Annotated in this window: 13 protein-coding genes; 5 read left to right on the top strand and 8 right to left on the bottom strand. The window is 71.2% G+C overall.

Going from position 1 to position 13,515, the window contains the following annotated elements:
• The first annotated feature begins 4 nt into the window (after nucleotides 1-4).
• The 3 genes from PV419_RS23035 to PV419_RS23025 are packed head-to-tail and all read left to right on the top strand — an operon-like array spanning nucleotide 5 to nucleotide 3,103.
• Nucleotides 5-808 carry an STM4013/SEN3800 family hydrolase gene (locus PV419_RS23035; protein ID WP_319692161.1) on the top strand — a complete coding sequence of 268 codons (804 nt, stop codon included), beginning with the start codon at nucleotides 5-7 and terminating at the stop codon, nucleotides 806-808.
• Nucleotides 805-2,178, top strand: a complete 1,374-nt coding sequence (locus PV419_RS23030) for an STM4012 family radical SAM protein (protein WP_319691766.1) — start codon at nucleotides 805-807, stop codon at nucleotides 2,176-2,178. Before PV419_RS23035 ends, PV419_RS23030 begins: the two co-directional genes overlap by 4 nt.
• 10 nt (nucleotides 2,179-2,188) lie before the next feature.
• Nucleotides 2,189-3,103 carry an STM4011 family radical SAM protein gene (locus PV419_RS23025; RefSeq protein WP_319691765.1) on the top strand — a complete coding sequence of 305 codons (915 nt, stop codon included), beginning with the start codon at nucleotides 2,189-2,191 and terminating at the stop codon, nucleotides 3,101-3,103.
• Here the strand turns inward: PV419_RS23025 and PV419_RS23020 are convergent.
• From PV419_RS23020 to PV419_RS23010, 3 genes are read right to left on the bottom strand one after another with little or no spacing between them, the layout of a single operon-like run.
• Nucleotides 3,041-3,856 carry an SAM-dependent methyltransferase gene (locus PV419_RS23020; RefSeq protein WP_319691764.1) on the bottom strand — a complete coding sequence of 272 codons (816 nt, stop codon included), beginning with the start codon at nucleotides 3,854-3,856 and terminating at the stop codon, nucleotides 3,041-3,043. The two genes, PV419_RS23025 and PV419_RS23020, sit on opposite strands and share 63 nt — an antisense overlap.
• A 39-nt stretch (nucleotides 3,857-3,895) precedes the next feature.
• The gene (locus PV419_RS23015) at nucleotides 3,896-4,147 is read right to left on the bottom strand and encodes a DUF397 domain-containing protein (protein ID WP_319691762.1); all 252 of its coding nucleotides are present in this window, start codon (nucleotides 4,145-4,147) and stop codon (nucleotides 3,896-3,898) included.
• Nucleotides 4,148-4,150: 3 nt separating this feature from the next.
• A complete protein-coding gene (locus PV419_RS23010; RefSeq protein WP_319691761.1) occupies nucleotides 4,151-5,017 on the bottom strand; it encodes a helix-turn-helix transcriptional regulator in 867 nt (288 codons plus the stop codon).
• Nucleotides 5,018-5,213: 196 nt separating this feature from the next.
• On the opposite strand from PV419_RS23010, the gene PV419_RS23005 reads away from it, so the two are divergent.
• Nucleotides 5,214-5,594, top strand: coding sequence for an ATP-binding protein (locus PV419_RS23005; protein ID WP_319692159.1), 381 nt, complete (start codon nucleotides 5,214-5,216; stop codon nucleotides 5,592-5,594).
• 109 nt (nucleotides 5,595-5,703) lie between these two features.
• On the opposite strand, the gene PV419_RS23000 is transcribed toward PV419_RS23005, so the two are convergent.
• Together PV419_RS23000 and PV419_RS22995 are read right to left on the bottom strand one after the other, a co-directional pair.
• On the bottom strand, nucleotides 5,704-6,528 hold the full coding sequence (locus PV419_RS23000) for an SGNH/GDSL hydrolase family protein (RefSeq protein WP_319691760.1): 825 nt from the start codon (nucleotides 6,526-6,528) through the stop codon (nucleotides 5,704-5,706).
• Between the two features lie 79 nt (nucleotides 6,529-6,607).
• The gene (locus tag PV419_RS22995) at nucleotides 6,608-8,713 is read right to left on the bottom strand and encodes an alpha-galactosidase (protein WP_319691758.1); all 2,106 of its coding nucleotides are present in this window, start codon (nucleotides 8,711-8,713) and stop codon (nucleotides 6,608-6,610) included.
• 215 nt (nucleotides 8,714-8,928) lie between these two features.
• On the opposite strand from PV419_RS22995, the gene PV419_RS22990 reads away from it, so the two are divergent.
• The gene (locus tag PV419_RS22990) at nucleotides 8,929-9,738 is read left to right on the top strand and encodes a tyrosine-protein phosphatase (RefSeq protein WP_319691756.1); all 810 of its coding nucleotides are present in this window, start codon (nucleotides 8,929-8,931) and stop codon (nucleotides 9,736-9,738) included.
• A 58-nt stretch (nucleotides 9,739-9,796) separates the two neighbouring features.
• Here the strand turns inward: PV419_RS22990 and PV419_RS22985 are convergent, their stop codons facing one another.
• The 3 genes from PV419_RS22985 to PV419_RS22975 all read right to left on the bottom strand — a co-directional run.
• The gene (locus tag PV419_RS22985; protein ID WP_319691755.1) at nucleotides 9,797-11,197 is read right to left on the bottom strand and encodes an aspartate aminotransferase family protein; all 1,401 of its coding nucleotides are present in this window, start codon (nucleotides 11,195-11,197) and stop codon (nucleotides 9,797-9,799) included.
• Nucleotides 11,194-13,221 (bottom strand): 1-deoxy-D-xylulose-5-phosphate synthase, encoded by a 2,028-nt coding sequence (dxs, locus tag PV419_RS22980; protein ID WP_319691754.1) that lies wholly within the window; start codon nucleotides 13,219-13,221, stop codon nucleotides 11,194-11,196. The genes PV419_RS22985 and dxs overlap by 4 nt, the downstream gene beginning before the upstream one ends.
• Nucleotides 13,222-13,253: 32 nt before the next feature.
• Nucleotides 13,254-13,515 (bottom strand): flavodoxin-dependent (E)-4-hydroxy-3-methylbut-2-enyl-diphosphate synthase (locus tag PV419_RS22975; protein ID WP_319691752.1); only part of this gene is annotated, 262 nt, incomplete at its 5' end.

Here is a 13,515-nt window from a genome sequence, read left to right as displayed (position 1 = left end):
CGATATGAACGAGGTCGTGGGCAGCCACGATCTGCTGCTGGTCACCTTGGACACGCTGCGCTACGACGTGGCGGCCGAGCTGGCGGCCGAGGGCCGAATCCCCCATCTTTCGAGCCGGCTCCCCGGCGGGGTGTGGGACAAGCGGCATGCGCCCGGCAGCTTCACCTACGCCTCGCACCAGGCGATGTTCGCCGGGTTCCTGCCCACGCCGGCCACGCCGGGCCCGCACCGGCGGCTGTTCGCCGCCCGGTTCGCGGGCAGCGAGACCACCGCCGAGGGGACCTTTGTGTTCGACACCCCGGACCTGGTGTCCGGGCTCGTGGCCGCCGGGTACCACACGGTGTGCGTGGGCGGGGTGGGGTTCTTCAACAAGCGGGGCCCGCTGGGCTCGGTGCTCCCCGGCCTCTTCCAGGAGAGCCACTGGAAGCCGGAGTTCGGCGTTCCGTCCCCCACCTCCTTCGAGGCGCAGGTCGCGTGCGCCGAGAAGGTCATCGCCGGGCTGCCGCCGGCCCGACGGCTGTTCCTCTTTGTCAACGTCTCGGCGCTGCACCAGCCCAACTGGTTCCATCTGCCCGGCGCGACCCGCGAGGCGGGCGACTCGCGCGCCACCCACGCCGCCGCGCTGGAGTACGTCGATCGCCACATCGGCCGGCTGTTCTCCGCGCTGAGCGGTCGCGGCCCCGGCTTCGCGATCGTCTGCTCCGACCACGGCACCGCGTACGGAGACGACGGCTACACGGGCCACCGGCTCGGCCATGAAGTCGTCTGGACCGTGCCGTACACCCACTTCTTCCTCGAGGCCTCATGACCACCAGCACCACCGTCAGCCACGCCACCGCCACCGCCACCACCGGCACGGTCAGCCCGTACCAGTCGTATGTCTACGCGTACCCGCACAAGACCGCCTACCGCCCGCTGGATCCACGCCCCGCGCTGCGCGACCTGTGGGCGGAAGAGCCCAAGGACTCGCTGTCGCTGTATCTGCACATCCCCTTTTGCGAGGTGCGCTGCGGCTTCTGCAACCTCTTCACCCGCGTCGGCGCCCCCGAGGGGCTGGTGAGCGCCTATCTCGGCGCCCTGGAGCGGCAGGCGGACACGGTCCGCGAGGCGCTCGGCAACGGGGCCCGGTTCGCCACGGCCGCCTTCGGCGGCGGCACGCCGACCTTCCTGGAGGCGGCGGAGCTGGAGCGACTGTGCGATATCGCGAGCCGGCGCATGGGGGCCGATCTCGCGGCCGTTCCGCTCTCGGTCGAGGCCTCCCCGGCCACCGCGACCGCCGACCGGCTGGCCGTACTGGCCGGGCGCGGCACCACCCGGCTGAGCCTGGGGGTGCAGAGCTTCGTGGACGCCGAGGCGCGCTCGGCGGTGCGGCCGCAGCGCCGGGCCGATGTCGAGGCCGCGCTGGGGCGGGTCCGCGAGGCCGGCATCCCCGTGCTGAACATCGACCTGATCTACGGCATCGACGGGCAGACCGAGCGGAGCTGGCGGCAGTCGCTGGACGCCGCCCTGGCCTGGCGCCCCGAGGAGCTGTATCTGTATCCGCTGTACGTGCGCCCGCTGACCGGTCTGGGGCGCCGCGACGCGGCGGCCACGGAGGCGGAGTGGGACGCCCAGCGGCTGCGGCTGTACCGGGCGGGCCGGGACCATCTGCTCGCCCAGGGCTATGAGCAGGTGTCGATGCGCATGTTCCGCCGCCGGGACGCGCCGGGGACCGGCGGGGAGGACTACGCCTGCCAGACCGACGGCATGGTCGGGCTGGGCTGCGGCGCCCGCTCGTACACCTCCGCGTTGCACTACTCGTTCGACTACGCGGTGGACATGCGGGAGATCCGCGGCATCATCGACGACTACACAGCGCGTCCCGCGACCGACTTCGCGCGCGCCGAGGTGGGCCGCATCATGACCGCCGAGGAGGCCCGGCGGCGCCATCTCCTGCAGTCGGTCCTGCAGGCACAGGGCATGCCGGTCGCCGGCTACCGGGCCCGGTTCGGCACCGACCCGGCCGAGGACTTCCCGACCGAGCTGGCGCGGTTCGCCGAGCGCGGCTGGCTGGATCCGGACGCCGCCCCCGGCCTGCTGCGGCTCTCCCCCGAGGGGCTGGCGCACTCCGACGCGCTGGGGCCCGAGCTGTTCTCCCCGGCGGTGCGCGCCGCCATGGCCGACTACGACCTGCGGTGAGGCGGCCGGTGTGGACCTGACGATCCTGTACCGGGGCCCGCTGGCCTCGTGCGACTACGACTGCCCGTACTGCCCGTTCGCCAAGCGGCGCGACACCCGGGAGCAACTGCGCGCCGACCGGGCCGCCCTGGAGCGCTTCACCGCGTGGGCCGCGGCGAACACCGGGGACCGGCTGTCGGTGCTGTTCACCCCGTGGGGCGAGGGCCTGGTGCGCTCCTGGTACCGCCGCGCGCTGACCGAGCTCAGCCGGCTGCCGCATATCGAGCGGGTGGCGATCCAGACGAATCTGAGCTGCCGTACGGGCTGGATGGCGGAGGCCGACCTGGACACCCTGGCGCTGTGGTGCACCTTCCACCCGGGCCAGACGCCGTACGACCGGTTTCTGGCCAAGAGCCGTGAGCTGACGGCGCTCGGGGTGCGCCACAGCGTCGGCATCGTCGGCCTGCCCGAGCACCTGGAGCCCGCCCGGAGGCTGCGCGCCGATCTGCCCGAGCGGGTCTATCTGTGGGTCAACGCCGCCGAGGGGCGCTCCTATACGGACGGGGAAGCGGCCGAGTGGACCGCGCTCGACCCGCTGTTCGGCTACAGCCGTCATCCGCACCGAAGCGCCGGCCTTCGATGCCGGACCGGCGCTTCGGTGGTCTCGGTGGACGGCGACGGCACGGTGCGCCGCTGCCATTTCGTCCGCGCGGAGCTGGGCAACCTCTACGACGGCTCGTACCGCGCGGCCCTCGCGCCCCGCCCCTGTCCGCTCGCCGTCTGCGACTGCCACATCGGCTATGTGCACCTGGAGACGCTGCCGCTGTACGACGTGTTCGCGGGCGGGGTGCTGGAGCGGATTCCGGCCGCCGTCGGCACGGGCTCAGGGCTTGCGCCCCACCCCGCCGTAGACGCCGACGTCGGCGCGGGTCCTCTTGTCCGGTAGGCGGCCGTCCGGCCGCCATGACGGCACCTGGACCAGGCCGGGCTCCAGCAGCGGAAACCCGTCGAAGAACGGCAGGATCTCGGCGTGGCCGCGCAGGTTGAGGCTTGCCGTGGACTTCCGGTACACCTCCGCGGCGATGTCGGCCTGGCCGGTGAAGTCCAAGGTGCCATGGCTGATCACCAGAAAGCTGCCCGGAGCCAGCCGTTCGGTGAGGGTGGCGAGGATCCCGGCCGGGTCCTCCTCGTCCTTGACGAAGTGCAACACCGCGACCAGCAGCAGCGCCACCGGCTCGGTGAAGTCGACGAACTCCCGCACCGCGGGCCGGTCGAGGACCTCGGTGGGCTTGCGCACGTCCCCCAGCGCGAAGCTCGTGCCACCCGTGTTCGTCAGCTTGGCGCTCGCGTGCGTGGCCACGATCGGATCGTTGTCGATGTAGACCACCCGGGTTTCCGGCGCGATCTCCCGGGCAACCTCATGGGTGTTCGGCGACGTCGGGATGCCGGTCCCGATGTCGATGATCTGCCGTACCCCACCCGCGACGACGGTGCGCACGGCCCGGTGCAGAAACTCCCGGTTGGCACGGGCGGTGCCGCGGATGGTCGGTGTTACTTCGAGAATGCGGTCGGCCGCTCTGCGGTCGGCTTCGTAGTTGTCCCAGCCCCCGAGGTAGTAGTCGTACATCCGGGCCGGATGAGGCGTGCTGGTGTTTATCTCCTGGACGGAGAATCCTTGGTCGGTCACACCGTTCTCCATTTATGTCGGTCACTCACTCCCCTGTGACCCGTGGCTGCGTCAGGCGAGCAGGAAATCCGCTTCGCCGGCCTTCGCACCCTGGATGAACCGCTTCATCTCCAGATGCGTGTAGATGAGGGCGGGTCCGTCGGGATCCGTGGACTGGCGCAGCGCCACTCGCCCGTCCTTCAGCCTCATCGCCTCGACGCAACTTCCCCCATTGCCACCGCTCCACGGCTTGTGCCAGCCCTCGGTGCCGAGGTCCGTCGCCGGCATTCCGCTGTAGACGCGGTCCCTGCGAATGCGATCCATCGATCAGATCTCCTTGCGAATGCCACTCAGAATGGCCTGAGTGGTCTGTGCAGGCGCGGCCTGCGCACACATCCGGTCCAAGGCCTCCAGGAACGCCGATACGTCATCGCGCTGGTCGAAGTAGGAGCCGCTGACGAGCGTCTCCGTGTACGCGATATCCGGCAGTTCCTGGATCGGGAACCGGAAGATATGGAAGGGGCCGTACATCGCCGGGTGCGGCCCGGCGTCGAACGGCATGATCTGCAACCTGATGTTGGGCATCGCCGCGGCTTCGATGAGCCGCGTGATCTGATCGCGCATGACCTCGGGCCCGCCGATGGGACGGCGCAGCACCGTTTCGTCCATCACCACCCACAGCATCGGTGGGTTCGGGCGCGTGAGGAGGGACTGCCGCTCCATCCGCAGGGCGACATTGCGCTCGGTCTCCGAGTCGAGCGCGTGCGGCATTCCGGCACACATCACCGCACGGGCGTAGTCCTCGGTCTGCAGCAGCCCGGGGACATAGTGCGGCTCATAGGCCCGGATGAGGTTGGCCTCGCCCTCCAGACTGACGAAGGTGTTGAACCACGCGGGCAGCACATCCCGGAAGCGGTGCCACCAGCCGGGCTTGTTGGCCTCGCGGGCGAGGGAGAGGAATCCCTCGACCTCTTCCGGGTCGGTGACCCCGTAGACGCGCAGCAGCTTCTCGACATACGGGAGCCTCAGGCCGACTTCGGCCTTCTCCATGCGGCGGATCGTGGCATGGGTGACGTCGAGAGCGCGGCCCGCCCGCTCGTATGACAGCCCGGCCTTCTCCCTGAGGTCCTGCAGCCGCTTGCCGAGCACGACTCTCAGGACGGTCGGGGCGCCGCCCGCTCGCCCATCCGCCACTACCGTCCCCCTCCAACTACCTTCACATCGCAGCAGTCTGGCACGCGCTCAGCCTCAGCAACAGACTGTCTCTTCGATTCTGCAATTTACAGATTGAACCTTGCCATACGCGAGTGGCGCAGAGCATAGTGGCGACGTGGCTCCTTCCTATGAGGCTCTCCGGTTAGGGCGCAGCGGCTCGCTCTCCGCTCCGTGCCTGCAGGACGCGTTTCGTCTTCCGGCACTGAGCACTTCCGTCGCGGAGGCGAGAAGGCTGGTCGTGCTGCGACTGTGCTCATGGGGCGCCGGGCAGGAGATGTGCGACAACGCCGAGTTGGTCGTCTCCGAGCTCTTCACCAACGCCGTACGCCACACCTCCAGTGAGGAGGTCCGGTGCACGATGCAGCTCATGAGCAAGCGCTTGCGGTTGGAAGTGGCCGACCAAGGGTGTGCGCGCACGGAGCCACAGGCCCGGTCGGTGAGCGTGGACCAGGAGGGCGGCCGCGGGCTGATGCTGGTCGAGGCCCTGTCCGAGGCATGGGGCGTCAGACCGGACGCCGACGGCACGGGCCGCGCCGTGTGGGCCTACCTAGTTTAGGCTCCCCTGGCGCGACCCCGCTTCGTCTTCGCTGATTCTCTCCGCTGTTTCGGCCGCTGTTTCTCGTCGCTTCTCTTCGGGCTCTCCTGAGACTTCCCTGGGGGAGCTTTCAGTGCCGCAGCGGCAGCAGGTCCGGCCGCTTGGGTTCCACATGGTCTCCCGACGACTCCCCGCGCAGCCGTCGGCCGATCCAGGGCACCAGGTGTTCGCGTGCCCAGTGGAGGTTGTCCCGGCGCACCTCGGCGGCCGTGCGCGGCCCCTCCGGCGGCCACGGCTGGTCCGGGTCGGCCGGCACGTCGAGGCCGAGCACCTGGGCGGCGCGCAGCGCGACCCGGGTGTGTCCGTCGGCCGACAGGTGGAGCCGGTCATCGCTCCAGGCGCGCCGGTCCTGTACGGAGCGCAGCGACCACAGATCGAGCACCGGGCACTGGTACCGGTCGGCGATCGCCCGCACATGGGCCGAATACATGGCGATCTTGCCGCGCAGATGGCGCAGCACCGGCACGCCGCGGGTGTCGAACCCGGTGCACAGCAGCACCGTGCCGACGCTGGAGGTGAGCCGGGCCACGGCCGCCTCGTAGCGCTCGGCGACGTCGTCGGGGTCGCTGCCGGGCCGCAGGATGTCGTTGCCGCCCGCGCAGAAGGTCACCAGATCGGGGCCGAGCGCCGTCGCGCGCGGGACCTGATCCTCGACGATCTGGTCGAGGAGCCGGCCCCGCACGGCGAGGTTGGCGTAGCGGAAGTCGGCCGGAGCCGGGCCGCCGGTGGGCCCGGCTCCGGAGTGCCGGTCGGAGAGCAGGACGGCCAGCCGGTCCGCCCAGCCGATGAAAACGCCTTCGGGGCCCGGGTCGCCGACGCCTTCGGTGAAGCTGTCCCCGATGGCGGCGTACGCCCCGATCACACCGCTGTTGAGTCTCTTCGCATCGTCTGCCACGTCCCGACATCCTCCTCCCTGGCCAGTGACCTACGCCACCGTAGGCAGGGGTTGACGAGGGGTGATCTATCCCACCTGGTCAGATCCGCCGAAGGTGGAATACGGCGGCGTCCAGGTCGCGACGCAGTCCGGTCTCGAGGCCGTGGTGGCCGAGCACGGCCCCCCGGTGGACCGTCCCGGTCTCCAGGTCCTCGTACCGGCTCTCGGGGTCGAGTCCGCGCAGTCGCAGCCTGGGCTGCCGCTCGCCGAGGCTCTGCGCGTGCAGCCAGGCCAGCACCACGGTCTCCTCGCCGCGCACATACTGCACGGCGGTGAGTCCGCCGTCCCCCGGCGGCCGCAGCCGGTACAGCTCGCCGTGCTGGACGACGGGCCGGATGCGCTTGTAGAGCGCCACCCAGTCGCGCGCCTCGGCGAGTTCCTCCTCGCTCCATCGGCTCAGATCGCCGCCCACCCCCAGCACGCCGGCCATCGCGCTGACGAAGCGGAAGCGCAGCGAGGTGATGCGCTGATTGCCCAGGGTGTTGGGGGTGTCGGTGACCCAGGCGGCCATGACGCGGGCCGGGTGCAGCTGGCTGAAGCCGTGCTGGATGGGCAGCCGGTCCAGCGGGTCGGTGTTGTCCGAGGTCCACACCTGGTCGGTGAGGCCGAGGATGCCCAGGTCGATCCGGCCGCCGCCGCCCGAGCAGGACTCGAAGGCGACGTCCGGGTGTGCGGCCCGCAGGCGCCCCAGGAGCTCGTACAGCCCGCGCACATGCTCGATCCACAGCCGCTGGGGGTACGGGTCGCCCGGCCACCCCGCGTCCGAGAAGGACCGGTTGAAGTCCCATTTCACATAGTCGATGGGCGCGCTGGACAGCAGGGTGTCCAGCCGCTCCCACAGGTGCTCGCGTACGTCGGGCCGGGCGAGGTTGAGCACCAGCTGGTTGCGGAACTCGGTGCGGGTGCGGCCGGGGTGGTGCTGCACCCAGTCGGGGTGGGCCCGGTAGAGGTCGCTGTCGGCGTTGACCATCTCCGGCTCGACCCAGATCCCGAACTGCATGCCCAGCCCGTGCACCTCGTCCGCCAGCGGCTTCAGCCCGCCGGGGAAGCGGTCGAGGTTGGGGGTCCAGTCGCCGAGCCCGGCGCGGTCGTGGGTGCGCGCCCCGAACCAGCCGTCGTCGACGACGAACAGCTCCACGCCCATGTCGGCGGCGCGTCGGGCGAGCCCCCGCTGCTGCTCCTCGCTGACGTCGAAGAAGGTAGCCTCCCAGGAGTTGAAGAGCACCGGCCGGTGCCCGTCGGCGCCGGGGATCACATGGGCCAGCTGCCAGGCGTGCCAGGCCCGGCTGGCGGCGCCGAACCCGCCGTCGGTCCACAGGCCCGCGAAGGCGGGGGTGGTGAAGGACTCGCCGGGCGCCAGGCTCAGCTGGCCCGAGTCGTCGTGGCCGACGCCGCCGACCGCCTGCACCGCGCCGATGGGCAGCCGCTGGACGGCGATCCGCCAGGACCCGGACCAGGCGAGGGCGCAGCTGTGCACCTCGCCGTGTTCTTCGGTGGCCTCGCCGGAGTCCAGGGCTATCCAGGGCAGATGCTGGTGGCTGGTGTGGCCGCGGCGGCTGCCGAGCACCTTCTCGCCGGGCGTGAGGTCGGTGCGCGCCAGCTGGCTCTCGGCGGCCCAGCGCCCGTACAGATGGGTCAGCCGCCAGCGGTCGCGCGCCGGGAGGGACCAGGCGGCGGAGTCGATGCGCAGCAGTTCCAGCGGGGCGTCGTCCGGGCCGCCCGCGTGGGCCGCGGTGGTCCAGCGCTCGATCACGTCGAAGTCGTCACGCATCCGGTAGTGGAGGGTGAGGGCGAGGTGGTGCAGCGGGTCGTGGAAGTGGAGCCGCAGCTCCTCCCCGGAGTCGGCCACCACGCCCCGCTCGAAGCGCCACTCGGTGCCCCTGACATCCTGCGACCGCACCGACAGGGCGGGGCGTACGAAGCGGGGCCCGCCTTCCACCGGGAACTCTTCGCGCCCGTCCAGAGGTGATTCGAACCCCCATGAGGCGGGGACGGATTCAGCAGCGAGCGCCTCCGCGTCGGGGAGCGCGATGCGCGCGCCCCAGTGGAGGTGAAGCAACTCGTCATCCTCCGTGAGGTGCAGCGCATAGCTGCTGCTCCGCCCCGACAGCAGCCAGATCCGACCACTACCACCGATTTCGATCATCACTCTCCCCAATTCCGCACAGACTGGAACATCATCGGGGCAGTGCACCCGGCGCGCAATGCCCGGAGTGCCCGTCGACCCGACGAATCACCGACCGAGCGCTGCCCGGTCGCGGTCCGGTCGCGGCCCAGTCGCCCCCGCACACGTATGTCGTATGGTCAGCACAGTCCGCCTCGCCGATGAGCGGCGCCGGCGGCCGAGCCGAAGGAGCGCCCGTGACGCAGCAGACGCCGCAGGTCCCGTCGACCGAGCCCGAGCTCACGGGGGTGCGCAACTTCCGGGACGTGGGCGGTCTGCCGACCGTCGACGGGCGGCGCGTGGGGCGTGGCGTACTGTTCCGCAGCGGCCATCTGGCGCATGCCTCCGACAGCGACGCCGCGTTCCTCGGCTCGCTCGGGCTGCACACCGTCTTCGACTTCCGGAACTCCGCCGACATCAAACTCGAGGGCCTGGATGTGGCGCTCCCGGGCGTGCGGACCGTCAACCTCCCGCTGTCCGATCCGGCCGACGGCACCGGGTTCTGGACCATGGTCCGCGAGGGGAATCTGGCCACCCTGCGCAACATGCTCGGCGAGGGGCGGGCGGCGCAGCGGATGATCGACTCGTACCGGTTGACCATCACCACCCGTACCACCGAGCACAGCCGGGTGCTCGACGAGCTCGCGGACGGCGGCGCGCCCGCGCTGATGCACTGTTCGGCCGGCAAGGACCGCGCGGGCCTGTCGATCGCGGTGACCCTGCTGGCCCTCCGTGTGGAGCGGGACGCCATTGAGGCCGACTACCTGGAGTCGGCCGCCGCCCACCGCCGCTATAAGGTGTGGCGCGCCTCACACGCCGAGGACGGGATGTCCCCCGAGGTCATGGCGCTGCTCGCACCGCTCTTCGACGCCCGCGCCGAGTATCTGGCGGCCGCTTTCGAGGCCATCGAGGAGACCTGGGGCGACACCGAGACGTACCTCGCCCGGGGGCTCGGGCTCGATGCGGCCAAGCGGGAGCGGCTGCGGGAGCGGCTGCTCGCCAACTGAGGCGACTGAGGCACTGGAGCCGGCGGGGCCGGGGCCGCCGCCGGCCGCCCGGGGGCGGTCAGCGGTGGGCCATCGCCTGCTTGACGAGCGTCCGCCCGAAGTCCCACATGAGCCCGCCGCCCCCGTGCGCGTCGTCCATGACGGCCGTGAACGCCTCGACGAAGCGGTCCACTTCCCGCTCCCCGATGATCAGCGGCGGAATCAGCTTGATCACCTCCAGATGGTCGCCGGAGACCTGGGTGAGGATGCGGTGCCGCTGCAGCAGCGGCACCACCACCATCTGCGCGAACAGCCCCTTGCGGGCCGCCTGCAGCATCGCCCAGCGGCTGCGCAGCCCCAGCGAGGTCGGCTTCCCGAACTCAATGCCGATCATCAGCCCGCGCCCGCGCACCTCATGGAGCAGCTCGTAGCGGTCCACCAGCGCGGCGAGGCGGGTGCGCAGCAGGTCGCCGGTGTGCCGGGCGTTCTCGACGACCTTCTCGTCCTCCATGACCGCGAGGACGGCCAGCCCCGCCGCCATCGCCTGCGCGTTGGCGCCGAAGCTCGCCGAGTGGACCAGCACCCGGTCCATCGACGAATAGACGCGCTTGAAGATCCAGTCCTTGCCGAGCGTCGCGCCGACGGGCACATAGCCGCCCGACAGGGCCTTGGCCACGCACACCAGGTCCGGCTCCACGCCCGCCTCGTGCTGGTACGCGAAGAAGTCCCCGGTCCGGCCGAGCCCCGTCTGCACCTCGTCGGCGATCAGCAGCGCCTTGTGCCTCCGCAGCAGCTCCTGGGCGGCGCGCAGATAGCCGGGCGGGGTCTCGTGGACGCCCTTGCCCTGGATCGGCTCGACGACGAACCCGGCCACATCGCCGCGTCTGAGCTCCCGCTCCAGCGCGGCCAGGTCGCCGAGTGGAATCGCGGTGTCCGGCAGCAGCGGGGCGAACCCCTTACGGAAGGAGTCCTCTCCGTTGACCGACAGCGAACCGGTCGTCAGGCCGTGGAAGGCGTGCGCGCAGTACAGGACGCGCGGCTTGCCCGTCGCGTACCGGGCGAACTTCAAGGCGGTCTCCACCGCCTCCGTGCCGCTGTTGCCGAAGAAGACCCGGTCCAGATGCGGGGTGTGGCCGAGCAGCTTCTCGGCGAGCAGGCCGGGCAGCGGCTGACAGTCGAAGCGGGTCAGATCGGCCAGCTGGGCGTCCAGGACGTCGTGCAGCGCCTTGCGGACGACCGGGTGGTGACGGCCCAAACCCATCACCCCGAAGCCGGCGAGCATATCGAGGTAGTCCCGGTCCTCGTCGTCCCAGAAGTACGCGCCCTCGGCCCGCTCGTAGACCTTGTCGAAGCCGATGGTGTGCAGCATGCGCGGCAGCTGGTGGTTGAGGTGCCGGGCGTGCAGGTCGTACCGCTCGGATCCGCGCTCGGCCAGGAGCTTCCCGAGGTCGAAGCCCGATCGCTGCTCGGCTGCTGTCATGCGTCCTTCTCCTTGCGGGCCGCGGGCGGGGCCGAGCGGGCGGTGGCCGCGCGCCGCCCGGCGCCGGTGGCGGGGACGGTGACGGGCGCGGTGGCACCGGGGGCGGTGACGGGCGCGGTGACGGATGCGTCGATACGGGCCAGGGCCGCCCCGATCCGGCCCGCGATCTCGGCGGGGGTGAGCCCGATGTCGGCCAGCACCTCCCCGCGCTTGGCATGCGCCAGGAACGCCTCGGGGATGCCGAAGGTGCGCACCGGCAGATCCACCTCGGCGTCGCGCAGCGCCTGCGCGACCGCCGCCCCCACTCCGCCCGTGCGGCTGTTGTCCTCGACGACGGCCACGGCGCGGTGGCGCGCCGCCAGCCCCGGCAGGGCGGGGTCGACAGGCTTGACCCAGCGCGGGTCGACGACGGTGCAGCCGATGCCGCGCTCGGCCAGCAGCTCGGCGGCGGTCAGGCCGACCTGGGCCATCACCCCGGCCACGACCAGCAGCACATCACCGCCGCCGCCCTGGTCGGCCGGCTCGGGCCCTGCGTGTCGCAGCACATCCATGCCGCCGACGCGGCCGAGCGCCGGGACCGGGTCGCCCACCGACTCCTTCGGGAAGCGGATGACGGTCGGCGCGTCGGCCACGTCGAGCGCCTCGCGCAGCTGGGCGCGCAGCTGGTCCGCGTCGCGCGGGGCGGCGACCCGCAGGCCCGGCACCACCTGCAGCAGGGACATGTCCCACATGCCGTTGTGGCTGGGCCCGTCGGTGCCGGTGACGCCCGCGCGGTCCAGGACGAAGGTCACCCCGCACTTGTGCAGCGCGACGTCCATCAGCAGCTGGTCGAAGGCGCGGTTGAGGAAGGTGGCGTAGACGGCGAAGACCGGGTGCAGCCCGCCGGTCGCGAGCCCGGCAGCGGAGACCGCGGCGTGCTGCTCGGCGATGCCGACGTCCCACACCCGCCGCGGATACGCCCGGGCGAACTCGGTCAGGCCGACCGGGTCCAGCATCGCGGCGGTGATCGCCACCACGTCGGGGCGCTCGGCGCCGATCCGTACCATCTCCTCGCCGAACACCGAGGTCCACGACCGGCCGCCGGAGGGCGCGAGGGGCGCGCAGGTCAGCGGGTCCATGGCGCCGACCGTGTGGAAGCGGTCGGCCTCGTCCTCCAGCGCGGGCCGGTAGCCGCGGCCCTTCTGGGTGAGGCAGTGGACGAGGACCGGGCCGTGGAAGCGCCGGGCGCGGCGCAGGGCGGATTCGACGGCCGCGATGTCGTGTCCGTCGATGGGGCCGACGTACTTCAGGCCCAGGTCCTCGAACATGCCCTGCGGCGCGAAAGCGTCCTTGAAGCCCTTCTTGGCGCCGTGCAGCGACTCGTACAGCGGCTGGCCGACCACGGGCGTGCGCTGCAGTACGTCCTTGCCCCAGGCCAGGACGCGCTCGTAACCGTCGGTGGTGCGGAGGGTGGCCAGGTGGTTGGCGAGGCCGCCGATGGTGGGCGCGTAGGAGCGCTCGTTGTCGTTGACGACGATGATCAGCGGGCGGTCCCGGGCGGCGGCGATGTTGTTGAGCGCCTCCCAGGCCATGCCGCCGGTCAGCGCGCCGTCGCCGATGACCGCGACGACATGCCGGTCGGTGCGGCCGAGCACCTCGTTGGCCTTGGCCAGGCCGTCGGCCCAGCCCAGGGCGGTGGAGGCGTGGCTGTTCTCGATGACGTCGTGCTCGGACTCGGCGCGCGACGGGTAACCGGACAGCCCGCCCTTGCCGCGGAGCTTGGAGAAGTCCTGGCGGCCGGTGAGCAGTTTGTGGACGTAGGACTGGTGCCCGGTGTCCCACAGGACCCGGTCCACGGGCGAGTCGAAGACGCGGTGCAGCGCTATGGACAGCTCGACGACACCGAGGTTGGGGCCCAGGTGTCCGCCGGTTCTGGCCACTGCGGTGATCAGGAACTGACGGATCTCCTCCGCCAGTTCGGTCAGCTGTCCCTCGGTCAGCGCCTTGAGGTCACGCGGGCCCCGGACGCGCTCCAGTAGTGGCATGCGCGGATCCCCTCCTTGCGTATCTGCGTGTATCAGCTCACGGTGACCTCGGGGGTACCCGAACGGGCCCCGTCCTTCTCCATCTGCTCGGCGATCTTCATGGCCTCGTCGATCAGGGTCTCCACGATCTTCGACTCGGGCACGGTCTTGATCACCTCGCCCTTCACAAAGATCTGCCCCTTGCCATTGCCCGAAGCCACACCCAGATCCGCCTCACGCGCCTCACCCGGACCATTGACCACACACCCCATCACCGCGACCCGCAACGGCACCTCCATACCCTGCAGACCCGCC

This window comes from Streptomyces sp. ME19-01-6 (assembly GCF_033793745.1).
GTDB lineage: Bacteria > Actinomycetota > Actinomycetes > Streptomycetales > Streptomycetaceae > Streptomyces.
The sequence above is the reverse complement of the archived record's forward strand: the minus strand, read 5'-3'. Positions and strand labels throughout refer to the sequence as shown.

Coding starts and splice junctions, on each gene's coding strand:
- dxs (WP_319691754.1), bottom strand. CDS start 13,221: ATGCCACTACTGGAGCGCGTCCGGGGCCCGCGTGACCTCAAGGCGCTG.
- PV419_RS23015 (WP_319691762.1), bottom strand. CDS start 4,147: ATGGATCGCATTCGCAGGGACCGCGTCTACAGCGGAATGCCGGCGACG.
- PV419_RS23035 (WP_319692161.1), top strand. CDS start 5: ATGAACGAGGTCGTGGGCAGCCACGATCTGCTGCTGGTCACCTTGGAC.
- PV419_RS23020 (WP_319691764.1), bottom strand. CDS start 3,856: ATGGAGAACGGTGTGACCGACCAAGGATTCTCCGTCCAGGAGATAAAC.
- PV419_RS22995 (WP_319691758.1), bottom strand. CDS start 8,713: ATGATCGAAATCGGTGGTAGTGGTCGGATCTGGCTGCTGTCGGGGCGG.
- PV419_RS22985 (WP_319691755.1), bottom strand. CDS start 11,197: ATGACAGCAGCCGAGCAGCGATCGGGCTTCGACCTCGGGAAGCTCCTG.
- PV419_RS23030 (WP_319691766.1), top strand. CDS start 805: ATGACCACCAGCACCACCGTCAGCCACGCCACCGCCACCGCCACCACC.